Here is a 19,360-nt window from a genome sequence, read left to right as displayed (position 1 = left end):
TCTTAAAACAATATTCCGCTGATAAAGAGGCTGAATAAAGAAATAAAGATGCTGGCAAAGAAAGCGGTCCAGAAGCTGGAGATCGTAAAGCCACCTACCACTGCAGACACAAGCATTAGCACTAAGGCATTAACTACCAGCAGAAACAGCCCCATGGTAAGAACGGTTAGTGGCAGGGTAAAGAGAATCAATAAAGGTTTCACAACCGCGTTGGCAAAACCCAGTAGTAGGGCGGCGATTAACAGTGAGCCACCATCTGCAAAGCGTAAGCCGCTAAAAAGGTAGCTGGCGACCCAGAGGGATAAAGAAGTTAAACCCCATTGAACTAAAAACGGTACTAAGTTACCCATGACAAATGTCCTTTATTTAAAAAGCTGCGATATTTATGCTAAATGTTATCGGCGCTTTAATAGTGAGGAGGAATTTCATCTTTTGGACTACTATTGCCTGCGCCATCGCTACTGCTGGCTTGCTCCTTAATAGATTTAAGCTCGCGATATAGAAATTCAATCTGCTGTTGTTGCTTGTAAATGGTCTGATTCAGTTGGTCAATCAAATCCTCAGTAAAGCTGAGTTTGATTTCAAGGTTAGTGATGCGATCTTCCGTCATTTCAATTCCCTCATCTTTATCTTAGGCGTCGACTAGTTCAAATCGACCATCTTCCATTTCTGCTTTTGGTCTAATCCAAAAGTCGTGTGACTGGAGTGATTCATATACGTAGGCTGGCTCTAGGTTAGCTTCAACATTGGCAAGCATCACCACTTTATAAAAGCCGCCCGTCTTAATGTGCCTTAGCTTGCTGCCTGGCTTAAAGAGGCCGTCATCGGCATCTGCCATTTTTGGTTTGCTCATGTTAAAAAAGTGCTTTCTCAGTATGATCTACGTATGACAAATTCTGTCCCATACTCCATTCTAGATATATCTCCCATCCCACAGGGATTTACTGCTGGGGATGCCTTGCGTAACTCACTAGATGTTGCTCAGCACGCGGAGGCTTTGGGCTATACCCGCTATTGGGTGGCGGAGCATCACAATATGACCGGTAATGCCAGCTCTGCTACTGCAGTCTTGGTTGGGTATATAGCTGGAGGCACCAAAACAATCCTTGTTGGCTCTGGTGGTGTGATGTTGCCAAACCATGCCCCGTTAGTCATTGCAGAGCAATTCGGTACTTTGGCGTCCATCTATCCCGGTAGGATTGAGTTGGGCTTAGGACGTGCACCTGGCACTGATCAAATAACCGCTAGAGCCTTAAGGCGGGATTTATTAGGGAGTGATGACCGCTTTCCGCAGGACGTACGAGAGCTACAACATTACTTTGGCCCTATTCAGGAGGGGCAAGTGGTAAAGGCTATTCCAGGGGCTGACACAGAAGTGCCGATTTGGATCTTAGGCTCCAGCTTGTATGGTGCTCAATTGGCGGCTCACTTTGGATTGCCTTATGCTTTTGCCTCACACTTTGCCCCCGAGCAGTTGCTGGATGCGATGTCGACCTATCGTGAATTATTTAAACCATCCGATAAGTTAAGCAAGCCTTATTCTGCATTTGTGATGAATGTAGTTGCTGTGGATACAGATGAGGAGGCGGCACATCTCTTTACCACTTTGCAGCAGAACGTTATTCGTATGCGCCGGAATACTCGTGGGCAATTGCCACCACCAATTGATGATTTAGATGATTTCTGTGAGCCACATGAAAAAGCCACTGCCGCACACGCTTTGCGTTGCTCTGCTGTTGGGTCTTTAGAAACGGTCAGAAAAGAGATGCAGTATTGGCTCGACCAAACTGGCGCCAACGAAATTATCATCACGGGCCAAGTTTATGATCATCAAGCGCGCTTAAGGTCATTTGAAATTGCCGCTGAAGCAGCTAAGGGATTGCGTTTTAGCTCTAAAGTCTGAAGGCGTTGTAGTCGCTCGTAATCAGAATATCTTCTTGAGCGGCTCTACTGGCAATGTGGAGCAGAGCATTGTCTTTGCTGATGAGTATCGCTGGCCTGAATTGATAGGCTAGATCCAAGAAGATCTGATCATCAGGGTCTTGGCATTTCCAAGGGGCGGTAGCTAGGCTTGAATCATCATGCAGCTCTGCGATGGACTGCCATTGAGCCAGAATGGCTGCTTGAGTCACTTCATCGAGTTTAAAGAGGGGGCGCGAGATGACGTCGGCAAACTCCAATACAGTCTTTTGGCTAGCAACCGCAGGAATGCTGCCGTCCACAATTGCTTGTTTCAGATTGATAGCCCGCTCGTCATTGAAGACAAAAATATCTAGCAAGATATTGGTGTCTAAAACTACCGGCTTCATTGTTGTTGATTGCGCCAGATTTCTGGGGTGATGGTGACTTGACCCATGTCTGAAGAAACGTATGCTTCTCCATCTTGAATATTGACATGCAGAACCATGCTGCGCTCGACCAGCTTATTGAGCTCTTTAGCTTGCTCTGCTGGAATAGAAATTACCTGAAGGTTGCGAGCACGAGTCAGCTTGTTCGCAATACCGTCCCACCATAGTTTGCTAGTGTGTCCACCATAGCAATAGACGATGACTTGATCGGATCGCCCACAGGCTTTCAGGATGCGTCGTTCATCGGGTTGCCCTACTTCAATCCAAAGCTTGATGGCATCCGTAAGATCCTTGACCCAAAGGTCTGGCTCATCGGTATCACTCAAACCTTTAGTAAAAGCCAAATCTTCCTGGGCTTGGAGAGCAAGGGCGATGATACGGATCATCATCCGCTCCTCAGTCTCTGAGGGGTGTTTAGCGATGGTGAGGGAGTGACTGCCGTAATAGTGGCGGTCAGAGTCTGCGACGTGAAGGTCGGCTTTGTGGATAGTTGCGCGTAGAGCCATGGCGCATTATCGCCTTTAAAAGGGGGTTAACCGGATCTCCCAGTATTATTTAGAAAATTACCTTGATTTACTATGTATCGTAGAGTCCCATGATCCGCATTACAGAACTTCGTCTGCCTATTAGCCATGCCCCTGAGGCATTGGATGAGGCAATCTTGAAGCGCTTGAATATTCAGGCTCAAGACTTGATTCGGGTTGATGTTTTTAAGCGTAGCTACGATGCCAGAAAAAATGTCGCTCTTGCTTTTATCTATACCGTTGATTTATCGGTAAAAGATGAGGAAAAATTGCTCAAGCAGTTTGCGAGCGACATTCACGTAAGACCATCCCCGGATACGAGTTACCACTTTGTGGTAAATGCATCACAAGTTAAGAGCGCAAGCTTTGAGCGTCCTGTCATTATTGGATTTGGTCCTTGTGGAATTTTTGCTGCCTTAGTGTTGGCGCAGATGGGTTTTAAACCCATCGTATTAGAGCGCGGCAAACCAGTCCGAGAACGTACCCAAGATACTTGGGGCTTGTGGCGTAAAAATATCCTTAATCCAGAATCGAATGTGCAGTTTGGTGAGGGTGGTGCAGGTACGTTTTCTGATGGCAAGCTCTGGAGTCAAATTAAAGATCCGAAGTTTTATGGTCGCAAAGTTATTGCTGAATTTATCAAAGCAGGCGCCCCAGAAGAAATTCGTTATGTAGCTAAGCCACATATCGGGACCTTTCGACTAGTAGGTGTTGTCGAAAGAATGCGCCAAGAAATTATTGAGCTCGGTGGAGAGATTCGCTTTTCACAAAAGGTCATTGGATTTGATATTCAGAATGATCAAATTGCTGGAGTCAAGATTGAGGGGCATCCGGACTTACCTGCCAATCATGTAGTGCTGGCTCTTGGCCACAGCGCTCGGGATACCTTTGAGGTTTTACATGCGGCAGGTGTTTATATGGAGGCAAAACCGTTTTCAGTAGGTTTCCGAATTGAACACCCTCAGTCTTTGATTGATAAAGCACGCTTAGGGCCACACGCTGGCAATGAGCTCATCGGTGCAGCCGATTACAAGTTAGTGCACCACGCCAAGAATGGTCGCGCAGTCTATAGCTTCTGTATGTGCCCAGGCGGAACGGTAGTTGCCGCTACCTCTGAGCCCAACCGTGTAGTGACTAACGGGATGAGTCAATACTCTCGTAATGAGCGTAATGCAAATGCCGGTATTGTGGTTGGCATTACTCCTGAGGACTATCCCGGTGGACCTTTGGCGGGTATCGAGTTTCAAAGAGCTCTAGAGTCCAAGGCGTACGAATTAGGCGGATCAACCTATGAAGCTCCGGGTCAATTGGTGGGGGATTTCTTGGCTGGCAAGGCTTCTACAGACTTTGGTTCTGTCATGCCATCCTATAAGCCCGGTGTTCATCTAACGGACCTCGCTGATGCATTGCCTGCTTATGCAATTGAGGCAATCCGAGAGGCGATCCCCGCTTTTGAGAAGCAGATTAAAGGCTTTTCAATGAAGGATGCGGTATTGACTGGTATTGAGACGCGTACGTCCTCCCCATTACGCATTACGCGAGGAGCTAACTTTCAGAGTTTAAATGTCAAAGGTCTTTATCCCGCAGGTGAGGGCGCTGGTTATGCCGGTGGAATCTTGTCTGCTGGGGTTGATGGGATTAAAGTAGCAGAAGCGGTAGCGCTCGACTATCTATCTCAATAATCCAATAAGCTAATTTCTGATGAATTCTGTAGTGCCTGCCTCTACATCAAATGAAAAAGAAGTACTTTTTCATCCAGAGCTATTGCAGAAGTTTGATATCAATGGCCCGCGCTATACGTCTTACCCTAGCGCTGATCGCTTTCATAATGGGTTTTGTGAAGCTGACTATTTGGGAGCATTGCAGCGCGTAGCTAAGGTCAACGAGCCACTATCACTGTATTTTCATTTACCGTTTTGCCCCAATATTTGTTACTACTGTGGTTGTAACAAAATCATCACTAAAGACCACGGTAGAAGCGCTAAATACATTAAGTATTTAGCCAAAGAGATGGCGATGGATTGTGCTGCCATGGGTGCTCAGAAAAAAATACCGGTGACCCAACTTCATTGGGGTGGTGGTACCCCTACATTTTTATCCCATGAAGAGATGACGGAGTTAATGCACCACACGCGTGAGCATTTCGACCTTCTTCCTGGCGGTGAATACTCGATTGAGATTGATCCACGACGAGTGACTGAGGCCGATATTGCCTTATTGGCTGAATTGGGCTTTAACCGTGTCAGTCTTGGGGTACAAGACTTCAACCTCGAAGTGCAGCAAGCAGTGCATCGCGTGCAGACCATTGAGGAAACTCAGGCGGTAATGGATTGGTCTAGGAAGTATGGATTTAAATCCAGAAGTGTGGATTTGATCTATGGCCTACCTAAGCAGACCCCGGAGACCTTTAAAGAAACTGTTGATGCGGTTCTCAAGATGAATCCAGATCGATTGTCGGTTTATAACTATGCGCACTTGCCCCATATTTTCAAACCACAGCGCAGAATTGCTGAAGAAGATTTGCCGGGGGCTGCAGATAAGTTAGATATTCTGTCGAACACCATAAAAACACTTAGCGATGCAGGTTATGTGTTTATTGGTATGGACCATTTCGCTAAACCAGACGATGAATTAGCGATTGCGCAAAAAGAAGGTAAGCTTCATCGCAATTTCCAGGGTTATTCCACGCAAGCTGAGTGCGATCTCTTGGCTTTTGGGATTTCTTCTATTGGCAAGGTTGACGACAGCTACTCGCAAAATGTCCGCACTCTAGATGAGTACTATGCAGCCATTGATGATGGCCATTTGCCAACCCTCCGAGGCCTACAGCTAGATAAAGATGACTTACTACGCCGCGAACTCATTGGCGAGTTGATGTGCCAATTTGCTCTCGATACAGAACAGTTTGCTAGTGCCCATCAAATCGACTTCCCAACCTACTTCAAGACAGAAATTGAGGAGCTAAAGCATCTAGAGGTGGCCGGCCTTCTCGAATGGCAAGGTGCCAAGATGGTAGTACCCATCAAGGGCAGGCTCTTGGCTAGAAGAGTGGCCATGACCTTTGATCGCCATCTGAGGGAGTCTCAGGCTAAGGGCACTTATTCCAAAGTTCTTTGATCAAATAAGTGCCAAAAATTGATCGATTTGATATAGATCAAAAACTCATCAAAACAGTGTTGCTTTAAAACCAATAAAAAATTTTGGTACCCATTGCATTTGATGTGCATCAAATCGTTACCCTCATATCAATTTGAAAATGAATTCATCAAATTGATAACAAAAAAGGGTACATCATGCGTATTAAAACTCTAGTAGCCGCAATGGCAGCAGTAGCTTCATTAGCTCCAATCGCCGCTCAAGCACAAGCAGCAGAAGAAAATCCTTGGATGATTCGTGTTCGCGCTGTTGATTTGCTTTGGAATAATGGTCAGACCGGAATTGCTCAGACTGCCGATATCAAGGCTAAAGACCAGTGGATTCCTGAGTTTGACGTTTCATACTTCTTTACTAAAAATATCGCTGCTGAGTTGGTATTGACTTGGCCGCAACAAGTCAACATTACCGCTGGTGGTGCCAATGTTGGTAAAGTTTCTGCCTTGCCACCATCTTTATTGGCTCAATACCACTTTACTGAGTTAGGCGCATTTAAGCCTTACGTTGGTGCTGGTATTAACTACACTATTTTCGGTAACCGTCAGAACTTTCCAGCTCTTGAAAATACCGTTCAGGTTCAGCCATCAAGCGTTGGATTTGTTGGCCAAATTGGTATGGACTACATGTTGGATAAAAACTGGGGCCTTAACATTGATGTCAAATACGCAACCATGGCTACTAATGTTCAGGCGGTGGATGGCGGTGCAAACCTCGGTAAATTGACTTTGAACCCATGGATGCCAGCTGTGGGTGTTACATACAAGTTCTAAGAATTCAGTTCTTAGTTCTTGAGATAGAGCCCCTGAGGGGCTCTATTTTTTTTGTCTTCTATTTATTGAATGAGATGATCGATTAATTTCTCAAACTTGGCTTCATCGAAATTTAAATTGTCGAAGCGCTGTATGGCGATATGTTCTGGCGGCTCCACTCTACGCTTGGCGTATTGCTCCCAATGTTTAAGTTTGTATTCGTCTCGAGGGTCTGCGCGCTTCTCCATGCGACTCCGTGCTTCATCTTCATCGAGATCTATCCAGGCGATTTTGATGCTAGATACGCTGGGAACTCCAAGCTCTTCGGGATTGAACATCCGACCACTTTGAATCTCACTGGAAAACGGACCTACTAAGATGACGTTTACTCCCAGCTGGAGATTTTCTTTGGCGATGGCGATCAGGCCTGCATATTCCCAATTTCTCAGGTTTTCGAGATAGAAGGGGCTATCACGATCATTGGGATTATTAGTGGTGAGCTCCATGACGTGGGCGCTATAGGCCCCATACACCGTATCTTTATCCAAAAAGAAAAAGTCCTCCCCAGTCTTTTCAATAATGAGGGGTAGCGCCTTTTTAGCCAAAGTAGTTTTACCTGTGCCTGCATGGCCAGCAAAGAGGATAAGTCGGGGAGCGCTTGGGCTGAGCTTGCAGGTCATTTATCTCTTTATTTGGAGGTATTGCTTGAGTAAATTCTACTTCTCAATCCCATGTTTATTGGAAATATCCCCACTTTGGGTGAAGTGACGATAATGTCGCCATGGCTTTAATCGTACTCACTGATGCAAAACTGGCTTTTGGCCACGTTGACCTCCTCGCAAATACTGCTTTCTCATTGGAATCTGGGGAACGGGTTGGCTTAATTGGCCGCAATGGCACAGGCAAATCTTCTTTATTGAAGATCTTGGCCGGCATAGAAAAAATGGATGATGGTTTGCTGCAATATCAGCAAGGCCTCCGAATTGCCTATGTTCCGCAAGAGCCCATATTTGAGGCTGAGGAGACAGTGTTTGATGCTGTATCTAAAGGCGTAGCTCAAGCCAAGGCTCTGCGTGAAGAATATGAGGCTCTGAGCGTTGGGGAGTGGGATGATGCAGCCCATCATCGCTTAGACGAAGTGCAGTCCCAGTTAGAGGCCTTAAGTGGCTGGAATTGGGAGCAGCGCGTTCATGAAACATTAGATCGTCTGCATTTAGATGCCGAAGTGAAGATTAATACTTTATCGGGCGGAACTAAGAAGCGTGTTGCTTTAGCTCGCACTTTAGTAGAGATGCCAGATGTCTTGCTATTAGATGAGCCTACCAACCATTTGGATTTAGATTCAATTTCTTGGTTGGAAGATTTGCTAAAAGAGTACAACGGCTCTGTAATTCTGATTACCCATGATCGCGCATTCTTGGATAACGTCTGTACGCAGATTGTTGAGCTCGATCGCGGTATCTTGCGGACCTATCCAGGTAACTTCTCAGCATACGAAGTATTAAAAGATCAGGAAATGAATTCTGAATCCCTGGCTAATGCACGCGCAGATAAGTTGCTCGCCCAAGAGGAGGTCTGGATTCGCAAAGGGGTTGAGGCAAGACGTACTCGAAGCGTTGCCCGTATAGCGCGTCTCGAAGCACTTCGTACAACACGCTCGCAGAGACGTGATGCGGTTGGGCAAGTGAAGCTCGCAGTTTCAGCGGGCGATAGAAGTGGCAAGATTGTTGCCGATCTTCAGAATGTCTCTAAGTCTTACGATCGCCCAATTGTGAAGGATTTCACAGCTACGATTTTGCGTGGCGATAAAGTTGGCTTACTAGGGCCTAACGGCGCCGGTAAGACGACGCTTCTTAAATTGATTCTCGGAACGATTGCGCCAGATTCGGGTACGGCAACGATGGGAACCCGTATTGAGGTAGCTTATTTTGATCAGATGCGAGAAGGTCTTGATCTCAATGCCTCACTTGAGGATTACATCAGCCCAGGTAGCGAGTGGATTGAAATTAATGGCAATAAGAAACACGTTAAGAGCTATTTAAGTGATTTCTTATTTGCACCAGAGCGCACCAATTCACCAGTAAGTACTTTGTCTGGTGGAGAGCGCAATCGCTTATTGTTGGCGCGCTTATTTGCGCGTCCTGCCAACGTCTTGGTCTTAGATGAGCCAACTAATGACTTGGATATCGATACCTTGGATTTGCTCGAGCAGTTACTGCAGGATTACAAGGGCACCGTATTCTTAGTCAGTCACGATCGTTACTTCTTGGATAACGTCGTTACTAGCATTATTGCCAATGAGGGCGATGGCTTTTGGCGCGAGTATGAGGGTGGTTACGAGGATTGGAAGATTCAGAAGGCTCGCTCAGATAAGATTCGCGCAGCCAACGGTGGCGCTAAGGTCGAACCAAAGCAAGATATCAAGATTGAGCCTAAGGTTGAATCCAAGCCTGTAGTAGCAAAGAGTGGAGTACAAAAACTCAATGGCAAGGAGCGCCAGGAGTTAGAGGTATTGCCTTTGCAGATCGAAACTTTGGAGACGGAGCAGGCGGATATTGGGATTGCGATGAGCAACCCCGATCTCTATAAAAATGAACCTGACTTGGCTGCCAGTATGCAAGCGCGCCTATCTGAAATCACTGCCGATCTCGATATCAAACTACAACGCTGGGAACTGCTTTTAAGTCGCTCAGAATCTTAATGTGACTTGAGGCGTTTGGATTTGAGTCGTGAAAATGCCTCGAGTCCAAATGAGGTCACAAGGGCGATGAGAAGGGCAATAGCGCTGGATGGCGCTGTCTTAATCGTATTTATCAGCAGTGCAGTAAATAAACTCAGGTTGATTGCAATCGCACACCACAGAATTTTTGGATTCGCTCTAGTATGTTTGTGTACCCGAAGATGTCCATAGGTAATCACCGCATAAACCAATAGAAAAGCTAGGCTAGCCATTTGACCCACTTCACTCAAAGGGAAGATTAGGGCTAGGATAATTACGCCAAGCGATGAGACGGTCAGTGCGTGAAGGTTATTTTTCAGAACGGTATTTCCCAAGACGCTAGAGACTTCATGCTTTTCTGCAAGGTCGGCCGCAATATTAGAAGCTGCAAAAATAGTAGCGTTGACCGCTGCAGCACAGGCTAGTAATGCAGAAATACTAATGAGAATAAATCCAAGCTGGCCTGCTACCAATTTTGCTGCATCAGCTAGTACGTGTCCATTATCTAATTGCATGACGTTCAAGGGCAGGAGCATCACAACAGCCATGCTCACGGCTAAATAGGCAATCGTCACTAAGATCAGCGCAGAAAACATTGCTAGAGACAATTCTTTCTGGGGACTCTTCATGGCTGATGAAGAATTGGTCACCACACCAAAGCCTTGGAAATTAATATAGAGAATGCCTGCAGCTACCGCAATACCCTCTATGGAGCCTCCTGCCATGTGGTAACTCTTGAAGTCCGCATGATTAAACCCCATCGCTGAAAATACTAGAAGGCTAATTACAACTAGACCAATAGCAAATGTTTCAGCCTTGCCAACCAGGCTCGGCCCGAGAAGATTCAGAAATGTACAAATCAAAATGATTGCTGCGGTAATGCATTTCAGAAGAGTGGGCGAGAGATCGCCGCCAAAAAGTGTATTGGTGTATTCAACAAAACCGGCTGCGTATAGGGCGGCTGCAATTAAGTAGGCAATGTATTGAAATAGATTGATGCCGCCAGAAATAAACCCAGGGCCAAAACTCATTACTGTAAAAGTGGCTGCTCCACAGCTGCTTGGATAGGCGGCACCGAGTTTTGCATAAGAGTAGACTGAGAAAGAAGCTGCAATAGCGCCAATCAGAAAGGCTAAAGGCACGTGGGTGCCCGCATGCGAGCTTGCCAAGCCAAGTAGGGAATAGAGGCCTGCACCCATCATTCCGCCGATGCCTAACGCGGTTGCAGAAAAAAGACTAACGTGCTTTGCTTGTTTGGGGGTTGCGTTTAAGTAAGCCTGAGTTCAATGGTGTTTAACCTACATTTGTGCGAAGCAGTTGGCTACGTAAGCGGGTGATTTCATCTAAGAGATCGAGCGCTAATGCGACCCCAGGAGTATTCAGCTCCAAGTCATGAGCAAGATGTGCTGCAGTTTTTGCTCGCTGAAGTGAATCTCCACCAAAGCGCCAGTCTTCTGGTGATGAACCAGTGGGGCTAAGAACACCTTCTGTGACCCAAGACATGATGAGATCCTCTGGTGCGCGTGTGGCTTGTGAAATTTCCACAATGCTCATATGCACCTCTTCTTCAACAAGGCTACCTTCAATCCAGGTGATTTGTGTTTGCGTCATATTCATCATCCCTTCAAGTGGGTTCTGGGGTTGAAATCAAAAGCCTTCTCTAGTGATTGATAAGCTTCTTTCTGTGCATCAGTTTCAGCGCTTGGTAAAACGATACTTGGTATGACATAAAGATCGCCAGCTTCTTTGCTAGGAATACCTTTGCCTTTTAGCCTCATCTTGCGGCCGGTTGCTGTCCCAGCGGGAATCTTCAGTTCCAGAGTGGATCCAGCGGGCGTAGGAATATTTACAGTAGTGCCTAGAGCGGCTTCCCATGGGGCTAAGGGCAGATCAAGATAAACATCTTTGCCATCTACACGGTAAATCGGGTTTGGATGGAAATCAATCTCGAGGTACAAATCACCCGCCGCACCAGAGCCCATGCCTGGAGCGCCTTGACCAGCTAGACGTAAATTTTGTCCAGCCTTAATGCCCTTTGGAATGCTGACATCGAGTTTGCGCTCTTGAGTGCTGACATGCCCATTGGCATCTTGAGTTGGCATATGCAGGGCAATGGTGCGTTTTGCGCCATTGTAGGCATCGGCTAGATCAATCAATATTTTGGCGTGATGATCTTGGCCTTTGAAATCCATGCCTTGGCGTGGGTTGCCACCACGACCACCTTGGCGATGTCGACCTCTGCCAAAGAGCGATTCAAAGAATTCACTTTGATCGCCTTCATAGCCGCCACCAAAGTTGCCATCAGAATATTCAAATCCTTCATTCCAGTTTGGTGGTGGAGTGAAGTCTTGACCATTTTTCCAATTAGCGCCCATACGATCGTAAGCAGCGCGCTTTTCTGTATCTTTGAGAACGGAATAGGCTTCGCCAACTGCCTTGAATTGTTCTTCAGCGCCAACTTCTTTATTCACGTCTGGGTGATATTTGCGGGCTAGCTTGCGGTAAGCCGCTTTAATCTCTGCTTCCGTAGCGCCTCGTGCTACACCGAGCGTTTCGTAGTAGTCCCTGAATTTCATAATTCCAATGAATTCCTGATTAAATCAATAAGCCCAATTCTACAGTCCCCGGCGGTAATTTCTGGCTTCTTTTGGGCAAAGAAAAAGCGGGCTGTTTGCCCGCTAGCTAGAGATTTGCAGCTACTTCTGAGCTTAACCCATTACCCCAATTTGCCAAGGTACAAACTCATAGTCCCCTAAGCCTAATAATTCGCTTTTAGAGGCCTCTCCGGAGGCTGTTCTGAGGAAGAGTTCAAATATACGTTGCCCCATTTCCTGAACTGAAACCGTGCCATCTAAGATCTCACCGCAATTGATATCCATGTCTTCGGTAAGTCGCTCATACATCGGTGTATTGGTGGCAAGCTTGATGCAAGGGGCTGGCTTTGATCCAAACATGGAACCACGTCCCGTGGTGAAGGCAATCAGGTTTGCGCCACCAGCAATTTGACCGGTTGCGGAGACAGGATCAAAACCGGGTGTATCCATAAACACAAAACCCTTAGCTGTTACTGGCTCTGCATATCGATAGACTTCCATTAAGGGTCCGGTGCCGCCTTTCATAGAGGATCCGAGTGACTTCTCAAAAATATTAGCTAGACCACCAATTTGATTCCCGGGACTAACTTGCCCGTTAATTTGGACATCGCGGCCAACAGAGTATTCATCTTTCCACCAACGAATGCGTTGGATTAATTTCTCATCAATGGCTTTGCTCACTGCGCGACGAGTGAGGGTATGTTCAACACCATAAATCTCCGGTGTTTCAGAAAAAATACCCGTACCGCCATGGCGCGACAGAATATCAATCGCAGCGCCTAAGGCTGGGTTTGCAGTAATCGAAGAGAATCCATCCGATCCGCCGCACTGTAAACCAACGCAGAGGTGACTTGCAGATACGGTCTGCCGTTTCACTTTATTGGCTGCTGGAAGGAGTGCTTTGACAGCCTCAATACCTGCTTCAATAGTTTTGCGGGTGCCACCAGTTTCTTGCATGATGAAGGTGTGCAAGGTCGAGTTTTCTTGTAAGGCTTCTTGCTCCATCAATCCTTTGAGTTGATTGCGTTCGCAGCCTAGGCCAATGATGAGGGCGGCAGCGAGGTTGGGATGCTGAGCATAGCCCGCCATCGTTCTACGCAGTAGTTGCATTGGTTCGCCACTCATTTCCATGCCGCTTAGAACTGCTGAGTCGGAACTAGCTGATTTATCTAAAAATATCTCTCAACTCCAAACTGAATCAGGCGTACATACTGAAAAAGATGGGCAGTTTTTAGGAGAGCTTTCTAATTTGGCTTCAAGAGCGGAGCAGTGGATATCGGGGTATGGATTACGCTTCACTGCTGCTGAGGCCTACAGCCAATTGCTGAGTAAAAACTTATATGAGCTAGTAGAGTCTCCAATTCCGGGTGTGCAGTCCCCCTCTGAATTTATGGATCGATGTTTTCAGCCTGCTATGGGTACCTGTATTTGGACTCAGCGTAGGCTAAAAGAATTATCCGACCGCATCTCGAGAACAACGCAAACTCTACGAACTCGTATTGAGTTTGTAAATGAAGAGCAGACGCAAAAATTGCTTGCTAGCATGGACCGGCGCGCACGTCTGCAATTGCGTCTGCAGGAGACTGTTGAGAGCTTATCCGTTCTAGTTTTGACTTGCTATGCCGTGAGCTTGTTGGCCTATGTCGCCAAGGGTGGCAAAGAGGCCGGCTTTGCTATCCATCCAGAAATTGTTGCAGCAATTGCTGCTCCAGTGGTGGCGATCATCTTCTTGTTCATTAGTAAGCGAAGACGTAAGAGAATTTCTGAGATGGGTAAATCTCTGTAGATATTAAAAAAAGAGGCCGAGGCCTCTTTTTTAATTAACGCAAATACTGCTTAACCTAGACTATCGGCCCAGATGTTGTGCGCCCAACCCCAAGCATAAACACCTTCAAGGGTTGATGGTGCTGGTGACAAGCCGCCAGATCCCGGAACGGCCTTAAAGGTTTTCTCGGCAGCGTTGTATTGATGAACGCTAGCAACGTGAACCACTTCACGATCATTTACAAAGCTGTAGCAAGTATTGGTGAGAACTGGTGCTGGATTGACTTCCCAGCCACTCAACTCTGCAACGATAGCTGCAGCTGCCACCTTGGCATGTTGGTTAGCCATATGACCGGATTTCGGCATTGCTGGCGCAATCTGAATAGAGTCACCCAATACGTGGATATCTTTGCGTGCAGTTGACTCAAAGTTCAGGAAGTTGACGTTCACCCAGCGACCATTGGAATTGGCTAGGTCAGTTTTAATGGCGATTTCACCAGCAGACATTTGTGGGAGAACGTTCAGTACATCAGCCTTCACGTCATCCTCAACTTCGAGCTTGAGCGTTTTGGTTTTTGCATCAACGCCAACTACATTGCTCTTTGGTCGGTATTCAATGATCCCGGCGTACTGTTCAGCCCATACCTTCTTAAACAAAGCCCCTTTGGATGTGACATCTTGGTTGGCGTCCAAAATGACGACCTTGCCTTTGGGGTTGTGGGTCTTGAGATAGTTGGCAACCTGGCAGGCGCGCTCATAAGGCCCAGGAGGGCAGCGATATGGGGCTTCTGGGATAGTAATGGCAAAAGTGCCACCTTCGCGCATAGCGGCAATTTGCTTATGCAGGGCAACAGTTTCTGGGCCTGCTTTCCAGGCCTGGAGCGTTACGCCATCCTTGTTGGCTTGAGCAAGACCTTCAATGCTCTTGAAATTCAGTGAGACACCAGGAGATACGATCGCTTTGTCGTAACGCAATGTTTTGCCAGAAGCGAGCGTAACTGTTTTCTTATCTGGATCGATGCTGCTGACACTGTCTTGAATAATCTTGATGCCATGACGTTTGCTGAGGGTGTCATATGGAGAGGTAATTTCAGCTAAAGTGCGTGAGCCGCCAATAACTAAATTGGACATTGGGCACGAGATAAATGAAGTATTTGGCTCAATGAGAGTTACTCGCGCGGTGTTATTGGAGAACAGACGTAAATATTTGGCAGCAGTAGCGCCACCATATCCGCCGCCGATGACTAGAATTTCTGCTTTTTGTAAAGTAGCTGCTTTTGTTTGGCTAGACAGCCCTGCAAGTAGACCTACTGCTGCAGCGCTCTGACCTATAAAATGTCGACGATCCATGGCGCCTCCTTATTGTTTCTTGCCAAGTTGATTGGCAATAGTGGTGAGTTGTTCTTCTGTGTAGCCTTTTGTGAGCTGGGGCATGATGGTGCCTTCTAGCGCGCCGCTCTTGTATGCCTTGAGCTTAGCCAGCATCTCTTGACTAGTGAGGTTGTTGATCAGCGGCATACCGCCATCAACCACACCTTTGCCATCGGTACCGTGACAATTAGCGCAGGTTGCAGCTAGGCTGCGTTTGTATAGTTGGTCAGCAGTTTGTGCGAAGCTGAGTCCGCTCCATTGGCTCAGGCCAATGAGGGTGCTGGCCACCAAAATGGGTTTTAAAAACTTCACTTGCATAGGAATAGTCTCCGTCATACATACAACTGTTCTAAGGATGATGCTAATAGATCCTATCTTAATCAGATAGCGGTGGGATTGGTGGTTTTACTTAGATGGATTTTCAATATGCTTAGATTTAAAAACGAGGGTCTGGATGCTGATAGTTTTTAGTATTTCACCCCAAGACCTATAAACTATGGTTATGCGAGGCTCTTTTACTTACCGAAATGCCATTTTCATCCTAGTTCTAGGTGTATTCACCTATCTGTATGGTTTGGATAGTCGCTTTGCCCCAAAGAATGGGGATGAGTATCCCTATATGCACATCGTCCGGATGACTGCTGATGCTGGGGCCTGGTTACCCCTCCAATCTGAGATGGATGGCATTAAAAATACCAAGCCACCTTTGGTGTTTTGGGAAGGCATTGCTAGCACGAGTTGGGGAAGCGATTGGACGCTCCTGGCGTTGCGTTGGCCTAGTGTTTTGTATACCGGCCTAACGGCATTGCTCTTATTTCTAGCGGTGGCTCGCTATAGCGGCAAAAAACAGACTGGTTTATTGGCAGCTTTGGTATGGCTTTCCTTTTTTGCGACCTATCGCTATGGCCGACCATTTTTGACGGATCCCCCTGAAGTGTTTTGGTTGAGCCTGCCATTCTTTGCACTGCTCTATTGGGGTAGGACCGCATTTGAATCCAAACTATTGTTCCCGGTATTGGCGGGCGCCTGCTTTGGTTTGGCCTTATTGTCAAAGTCTTTTGCCTATATTGTTCCTGCCACATTTGCCTTGGGCTTGTTTTACTGGCGCTGGCGTGAGTGGAACATTCCGAAGGTCTTTTTGCAGGACTTGTACAAAGTAATCTTGATTGCCGTTTTAGCCTTAGGTGTATTTGCACTCTGGTTTTTGCTAGATCCATTTCCGGAAGCGGTCTGGAAAGAATTTGTTTTGGGTGAGAATGCCGGCAAGTTCGAGGCGCGTAGCTCTAACTATCTTTTAGATCTGGTGCGTGGCGGCGATAGTATTTGGATGTTGGCTTTAACCACCTTAGCTAATGCTGGGCTATTTACCTTTGTATTGATATCCGCATTGATTCAATGTTGGAGACAGCGGCGCTTTATGTCTCTTGAAGAAGGCTTATTGCTACTTTTAGTTTTGGCATTCTTTATCATATTTAGTTTGCCAAGTCAGCGCTCTGGCCGCTATCTATTGCCGGTGATGCCAGCATTTGCCGCCTTGATTGCGATGTACTGGGATCGACTTCCTTTATGGGGATTCCGAATTGCGTTACTACTGCAGTTGATATTGCTTTCTGTTCTTGCTTGGGTAGGCGGAAATTTACAGCTATCGAATTTCTTGGGTCAGCCGGGCATCTGGAATTACTCACCGTGGCACTGGGCCTTTATGGGAGTTGCAATCGCTTTAGTGTTGTTAGGCCTATTCAGCCGAGAGCGCAGCAAGACCATTGCTTTGGCAGCCTGCTTTTTTTGCTACTGTGCGCTTACCAGTAGCCTGGCTCCGCTGGAAGGTGCATTGGGTCGATATTCTCAATCCACCATTCAGGGAATTGTCGGACAAGATGTTTGGGTGCCTTGCGACTATCGCGCTAAGGATGAGGAGTATCGGCTCTTATTGCCGGGTGCAAAGTTACACGGCTATTTAGCAAAAGATGCCAACCAAATCGATGTATTGAGCAGCACCCATCCATTAGTGGCGCTGCAATCGCCGATCGGTGTAGAGCCCGAGCTTTGTGACTCTTGCAAGGTTGTAGGCAAACGCATGGAGATGCGAGCCCGTCATTCTGATGCGGAGATTCGGGCAATACTCAGAGGTCATATTGGAGAGCACCTATTTGTGAATGAATATTTAGTTTCTACACCTGCAGCAATTGCGTTGCCAGTGGTGGGTAAGGATGCTTGTCGATGAGCCGTGTAATTGCCCTCTGTTTTTTATTACTTGCCTCGGTATTGGGCTACCTCCATATTGATAGTCGTTCAGCATGGGCGCCTTTTGCTCTCGCTTACCCAGTCGATAGCGCAAATCAATCAGAAGATTCTCCTGAGCTACCTGAAAGCAATAAACCAGCAAAGACTTTAAAAAATGCTGCTCCAGTAAAACTGGCTCAACCCAGTTTGCGGATGGACTGGCTGCCCGATACTGGAGCTCCATCAGTGCATGCAGCATCTTTAATCGCGCTAAAGGATGGTGGGGTGAGAGCCTTCTGGTTTGCGGGGAGTCGAGAAGGTGCGCCTGATGTAGTTATTAATACTGCTGTCTTTGACCCGCAGGCGTCTAGGTGGAGCGCTCCAACTGTTGTAATGGATCGAGTCAGCGCGGAAAAAGGTTTATCCCGCTACATTGCCAAATTAGGTAATCCCGTTCCAGCAAGAATGGCCGATGGTCGCATGCAGTTATTTTTTGTCACTGTTTCTATTGGCGGTTGGGCAGGCAGCTCAATTTCATCGGTGATTTCAGATGATGAAGGTTTAACTTGGAGCCGACCACAGCGACTTATTAGCTCACCATTGATTAACCTCAGCACTTTGGTAAAGTCGCCGGCTATGTTGTTTGCGGATGGGCGACTAGGTTTGCCTGCTTATCACGAGTGGATTGGTCGCTTTGGAGAGTTCCTCAGAATTGATGCAAGTCAGGTGATTGATAAGCGACGGATGAGTTCTGGCAGAGGTGCGATCCAGCCTGTAGTCTTTAGTGATGGGCCGCAAGAGGCAAGCGCTTTTTTCCGCCAAACTCGGTCTAGTTCTCAGCCAAAGCAAATTCCCGTAAGCGAAACCAAAGACGCTGGGCAGTCTTGGGTGGTAACAAAAGACCTCGAGATTCCAAATCCGAATTCTGCTCTTGCTGCGCTGACTTTGGCTAATGGTACGAGATTGATGGTTCTCAATAATATTGAGGCAGGTCGCTATCGTTTGGTGATGGTAATGCGTGAATCCAATTCTGCTCAATGGCAGGTAATACAAGTTCTCGAAGATGATGAGTCTTTAGCTAATGATCAGCGTCGAGAATTTTCTTATCCATACTTAATTTCTGCCAATGGTGAGGATGCGCATCTTGCCTATACCTGGGATAGGAAAAAGATTAGGCATGTTTATTTTCCGGCCGCTTTCTTTAAGCATGCTGTAAGCAGTCTTAAAGAAAGGGAAGCGCAATGATGACTTCATATTTACAGCCCATTGCCTTGCTGGAGATGTCGCTTACTTGCGCAGTAGTGTTTATTATTCTTTTGCAAAAACTGAGCTCAAAAGAGATTCCATTTGCTGTGCGCATTGTCTTGGCGCTCTTATGGGTTAACTTGTTTTTTTGGCCACTAGGAATGTCGCTTGAATTGCCTTTATCTGCCTATGTTCGCGGCGTTACCGGTGATCTCAGCATTGTGACAATGCTCTTGTTGTGGAGTTCCATGCTTCCTGCTGCTAAAAACACGCCGCTTGGATTTAAAGTTCCTCTGGCGCTAATTGCCATTGCGTTTTATCCCTTGGCACTTGGTTTTGGAATGATGGATCCTTATGCATGGGGCTATGGTTCCATTGGCTTTTTGATTGCTATCGTTCTCTTCGCCATTGTTTGCGGTCTTGTTGGTTGGACTAAGGGTGTTTGGATTATTTCTTTTGCGATCATTGCCTGGGCAGCGCATTGGCACGAATCAGCAAATCTTTGGGACTATCTCTTGGATCCTTTCTTGGCTATATGGGCTTTGCTTGCTATTCCCAACGCGATCTATCTCAAGCGTCGTGAGAAGGCGCAGTCGGGCTACCTCTTTAGGGCGGGCTGATTCACGTCAGATTACTGAGATAGCAAATTTCTAGGTAATAAAAAAGCCAG

The 19,360-nt window shown here is 46.8% G+C and carries 19 protein-coding genes and 2 pseudogenes; 9 read left to right on the top strand and 12 right to left on the bottom strand.

Features of this window, described 5'->3' with window-relative positions; genetic code table 11:
• Positions 1-2: 2 nt before the first annotated feature.
• From ACIQZ3_RS05355 to ACIQZ3_RS05345, 3 genes are read right to left on the bottom strand one after another with little or no spacing between them, the layout of a single operon-like run.
• Positions 3-350 carry a phage holin family protein gene (locus ACIQZ3_RS05355; RefSeq protein WP_397391052.1) on the bottom strand — a complete coding sequence of 116 codons (348 nt, stop codon included), beginning with the start codon at positions 348-350 and terminating at the stop codon, positions 3-5.
• A 56-nt stretch (positions 351-406) separates the two neighbouring features.
• Positions 407-610: a SlyX family protein gene (locus ACIQZ3_RS05350; protein ID WP_216274213.1), complete on the bottom strand. Its 204-nt coding sequence runs from the start codon at positions 608-610 to the stop codon at positions 407-409.
• Positions 611-631: 21 nt separating this feature from the next.
• Positions 632-853: a hypothetical protein gene (locus tag ACIQZ3_RS05345; RefSeq protein ID WP_397391050.1), complete on the bottom strand. Its 222-nt coding sequence runs from the start codon at positions 851-853 to the stop codon at positions 632-634.
• A 33-nt stretch (positions 854-886) separates the two neighbouring features.
• On the opposite strand from ACIQZ3_RS05345, the gene ACIQZ3_RS05340 reads away from it, so the two are divergent.
• Positions 887-1,903, top strand: coding sequence for an LLM class flavin-dependent oxidoreductase (locus ACIQZ3_RS05340; RefSeq protein ID WP_397391048.1), 1,017 nt, complete (start codon positions 887-889; stop codon positions 1,901-1,903).
• Here ACIQZ3_RS05340 and ACIQZ3_RS05335 read toward each other — a convergent pair.
• Positions 1,893-2,309, bottom strand: coding sequence for a putative toxin-antitoxin system toxin component, PIN family (locus tag ACIQZ3_RS05335; protein ID WP_397391046.1), 417 nt, complete (start codon positions 2,307-2,309; stop codon positions 1,893-1,895). The genes ACIQZ3_RS05340 and ACIQZ3_RS05335 overlap by 11 nt on opposite strands.
• Positions 2,306-2,854, bottom strand: a complete 549-nt coding sequence (locus tag ACIQZ3_RS05330) for a YaeQ family protein (protein ID WP_397391044.1) — start codon at positions 2,852-2,854, stop codon at positions 2,306-2,308. Before ACIQZ3_RS05330 ends, ACIQZ3_RS05335 begins: the two co-directional genes overlap by 4 nt.
• Before the next feature lie 89 nt (positions 2,855-2,943).
• Between ACIQZ3_RS05330 and ACIQZ3_RS05325 the strand changes: the two genes are divergently transcribed.
• The 3 genes from ACIQZ3_RS05325 to ACIQZ3_RS05315 all read left to right on the top strand — a co-directional run bounded on the left by ACIQZ3_RS05325 (position 2,944) and on the right by ACIQZ3_RS05315 (position 6,795).
• Positions 2,944-4,554 carry an NAD(P)/FAD-dependent oxidoreductase gene (locus ACIQZ3_RS05325; RefSeq protein WP_397391042.1) on the top strand — a complete coding sequence of 537 codons (1,611 nt, stop codon included), beginning with the start codon at positions 2,944-2,946 and terminating at the stop codon, positions 4,552-4,554.
• A 19-nt stretch (positions 4,555-4,573) separates the two neighbouring features.
• On the top strand, positions 4,574-5,989 hold the full coding sequence (hemN, locus tag ACIQZ3_RS05320) for an oxygen-independent coproporphyrinogen III oxidase (RefSeq protein ID WP_397391040.1): 1,416 nt from the start codon (positions 4,574-4,576) through the stop codon (positions 5,987-5,989).
• A gap of 176 nt (positions 5,990-6,165) precedes the next feature.
• Positions 6,166-6,795 (top strand): OmpW family protein, encoded by a 630-nt coding sequence (locus tag ACIQZ3_RS05315; RefSeq protein ID WP_397391038.1) that lies wholly within the window; start codon positions 6,166-6,168, stop codon positions 6,793-6,795.
• A 62-nt stretch (positions 6,796-6,857) separates the two neighbouring features.
• Here ACIQZ3_RS05315 and ACIQZ3_RS05310 read toward each other — a convergent pair whose 3' ends face one another.
• On the bottom strand, positions 6,858-7,454 hold the full coding sequence (locus ACIQZ3_RS05310; protein ID WP_397391036.1) for an AAA family ATPase: 597 nt from the start codon (positions 7,452-7,454) through the stop codon (positions 6,858-6,860).
• 101 nt (positions 7,455-7,555) lie between these two features.
• Here ACIQZ3_RS05310 and ACIQZ3_RS05305 point away from each other — a divergent pair, with 101 nt between their 5' ends.
• Positions 7,556-9,475, top strand: coding sequence for an ATP-binding cassette domain-containing protein (locus ACIQZ3_RS05305; protein WP_397391034.1), 1,920 nt, complete (start codon positions 7,556-7,558; stop codon positions 9,473-9,475).
• Here the strand turns inward: ACIQZ3_RS05305 and ACIQZ3_RS05300 are convergent.
• The 4 genes and pseudogenes from ACIQZ3_RS05300 to ACIQZ3_RS05285 all read right to left on the bottom strand — a co-directional run.
• Positions 9,472-10,719, bottom strand: a pseudogene (locus ACIQZ3_RS05300) (APC family permease); the annotation flags it as partial. The gene ACIQZ3_RS05305 and the pseudogene ACIQZ3_RS05300 overlap by 4 nt on opposite strands.
• Before the next feature lie 67 nt (positions 10,720-10,786).
• Positions 10,787-11,104, bottom strand: a complete 318-nt coding sequence (locus tag ACIQZ3_RS05295) for a chaperone modulator CbpM (protein ID WP_397391032.1) — start codon at positions 11,102-11,104, stop codon at positions 10,787-10,789.
• Between the two features lie 5 nt (positions 11,105-11,109).
• Entirely contained in the window at positions 11,110-12,069 is a 960-nt protein-coding gene (locus tag ACIQZ3_RS05290) for a DnaJ C-terminal domain-containing protein (RefSeq protein ID WP_397391030.1), read from the bottom strand.
• A gap of 132 nt (positions 12,070-12,201) precedes the next feature.
• Positions 12,202-13,221, bottom strand: a pseudogene (locus ACIQZ3_RS05285) (UxaA family hydrolase); the annotation flags it as partial.
• On the opposite strand from ACIQZ3_RS05285, the gene ACIQZ3_RS05280 reads away from it, so the two are divergent.
• Positions 13,217-13,873, top strand: coding sequence for a DUF3422 family protein (locus ACIQZ3_RS05280; protein ID WP_397391028.1), 657 nt, complete (start codon positions 13,217-13,219; stop codon positions 13,871-13,873). The pseudogene ACIQZ3_RS05285 and the gene ACIQZ3_RS05280 sit on opposite strands and share 5 nt — an antisense overlap.
• 50 nt (positions 13,874-13,923) lie before the next feature.
• Here the strand turns inward: ACIQZ3_RS05280 and ACIQZ3_RS05275 are convergent, their stop codons facing one another.
• Positions 13,924-15,201: an FCSD flavin-binding domain-containing protein gene (locus ACIQZ3_RS05275; protein ID WP_397391026.1), complete on the bottom strand. Its 1,278-nt coding sequence runs from the start codon at positions 15,199-15,201 to the stop codon at positions 13,924-13,926.
• Positions 15,202-15,210: 9 nt separating this feature from the next.
• Positions 15,211-15,558 carry a c-type cytochrome gene (locus ACIQZ3_RS05270; RefSeq protein ID WP_397391024.1) on the bottom strand — a complete coding sequence of 116 codons (348 nt, stop codon included), beginning with the start codon at positions 15,556-15,558 and terminating at the stop codon, positions 15,211-15,213.
• A gap of 166 nt (positions 15,559-15,724) precedes the next feature.
• Here ACIQZ3_RS05270 and ACIQZ3_RS05265 point away from each other — a divergent pair, with 166 nt between their 5' ends.
• Genes ACIQZ3_RS05265 through ACIQZ3_RS05255 form a run of 3 tightly spaced genes read left to right on the top strand, consistent with a single transcriptional unit; the run spans position 15,725 to position 19,310 of the window.
• Positions 15,725-17,446 carry an ArnT family glycosyltransferase gene (locus ACIQZ3_RS05265; RefSeq protein WP_397391022.1) on the top strand — a complete coding sequence of 574 codons (1,722 nt, stop codon included), beginning with the start codon at positions 15,725-15,727 and terminating at the stop codon, positions 17,444-17,446.
• Positions 17,443-18,690, top strand: a complete 1,248-nt coding sequence (locus ACIQZ3_RS05260; protein WP_397391020.1) for an exo-alpha-sialidase — start codon at positions 17,443-17,445, stop codon at positions 18,688-18,690. The genes ACIQZ3_RS05265 and ACIQZ3_RS05260 overlap by 4 nt, the downstream gene beginning before the upstream one ends.
• Positions 18,687-19,310 carry a hypothetical protein gene (locus ACIQZ3_RS05255; RefSeq protein ID WP_397391018.1) on the top strand — a complete coding sequence of 208 codons (624 nt, stop codon included), beginning with the start codon at positions 18,687-18,689 and terminating at the stop codon, positions 19,308-19,310. Before ACIQZ3_RS05260 ends, ACIQZ3_RS05255 begins: the two co-directional genes overlap by 4 nt.
• Positions 19,311-19,360 lie beyond the last annotated feature (50 nt).

Origin of the sequence: Polynucleobacter sp. (genome assembly GCF_044342855.1) — a bacterium.
Taxonomy (GTDB): domain Bacteria; phylum Pseudomonadota; class Gammaproteobacteria; order Burkholderiales; family Burkholderiaceae; genus Polynucleobacter.
This window is presented reverse-complemented; position numbering and strand designations above follow the sequence as displayed.

What these genes read in the sequence shown, in the direction of transcription:
- ACIQZ3_RS05355 (WP_397391052.1), bottom strand. Translation starts at nt 350, where the DNA reads ATGGGTAACTTAGTACCGTTTTTAGTTCAATGGGGTTTAACTTCTTTA.
- ACIQZ3_RS05350 (WP_216274213.1), bottom strand. Translation starts at nt 610, where the DNA reads ATGACGGAAGATCGCATCACTAACCTTGAAATCAAACTCAGCTTTACT.
- ACIQZ3_RS05345 (WP_397391050.1), bottom strand. Translation starts at nt 853, where the DNA reads ATGAGCAAACCAAAAATGGCAGATGCCGATGACGGCCTCTTTAAGCCA.
- ACIQZ3_RS05340 (WP_397391048.1), top strand. Translation starts at nt 887, where the DNA reads ATGACAAATTCTGTCCCATACTCCATTCTAGATATATCTCCCATCCCA.
- ACIQZ3_RS05335 (WP_397391046.1), bottom strand. Translation starts at nt 2,309, where the DNA reads ATGAAGCCGGTAGTTTTAGACACCAATATCTTGCTAGATATTTTTGTC.
- ACIQZ3_RS05330 (WP_397391044.1), bottom strand. Translation starts at nt 2,854, where the DNA reads ATGGCTCTACGCGCAACTATCCACAAAGCCGACCTTCACGTCGCAGAC.
- ACIQZ3_RS05325 (WP_397391042.1), top strand. Translation starts at nt 2,944, where the DNA reads ATGATCCGCATTACAGAACTTCGTCTGCCTATTAGCCATGCCCCTGAG.
- hemN (WP_397391040.1), top strand. Translation starts at nt 4,574, where the DNA reads ATGAATTCTGTAGTGCCTGCCTCTACATCAAATGAAAAAGAAGTACTT.
- ACIQZ3_RS05315 (WP_397391038.1), top strand. Translation starts at nt 6,166, where the DNA reads ATGCGTATTAAAACTCTAGTAGCCGCAATGGCAGCAGTAGCTTCATTA.
- ACIQZ3_RS05310 (WP_397391036.1), bottom strand. Translation starts at nt 7,454, where the DNA reads ATGACCTGCAAGCTCAGCCCAAGCGCTCCCCGACTTATCCTCTTTGCT.
- ACIQZ3_RS05305 (WP_397391034.1), top strand. Translation starts at nt 7,556, where the DNA reads ATGGCTTTAATCGTACTCACTGATGCAAAACTGGCTTTTGGCCACGTT.
- ACIQZ3_RS05295 (WP_397391032.1), bottom strand. Translation starts at nt 11,104, where the DNA reads ATGACGCAAACACAAATCACCTGGATTGAAGGTAGCCTTGTTGAAGAA.
- ACIQZ3_RS05290 (WP_397391030.1), bottom strand. Translation starts at nt 12,069, where the DNA reads ATGAAATTCAGGGACTACTACGAAACGCTCGGTGTAGCACGAGGCGCT.
- ACIQZ3_RS05280 (WP_397391028.1), top strand. Translation starts at nt 13,217, where the DNA reads ATGCCGCTTAGAACTGCTGAGTCGGAACTAGCTGATTTATCTAAAAAT.
- ACIQZ3_RS05275 (WP_397391026.1), bottom strand. Translation starts at nt 15,201, where the DNA reads ATGGATCGTCGACATTTTATAGGTCAGAGCGCTGCAGCAGTAGGTCTA.
- ACIQZ3_RS05270 (WP_397391024.1), bottom strand. Translation starts at nt 15,558, where the DNA reads ATGACGGAGACTATTCCTATGCAAGTGAAGTTTTTAAAACCCATTTTG.
- ACIQZ3_RS05265 (WP_397391022.1), top strand. Translation starts at nt 15,725, where the DNA reads ATGCGAGGCTCTTTTACTTACCGAAATGCCATTTTCATCCTAGTTCTA.
- ACIQZ3_RS05260 (WP_397391020.1), top strand. Translation starts at nt 17,443, where the DNA reads ATGAGCCGTGTAATTGCCCTCTGTTTTTTATTACTTGCCTCGGTATTG.
- ACIQZ3_RS05255 (WP_397391018.1), top strand. Translation starts at nt 18,687, where the DNA reads ATGATGACTTCATATTTACAGCCCATTGCCTTGCTGGAGATGTCGCTT.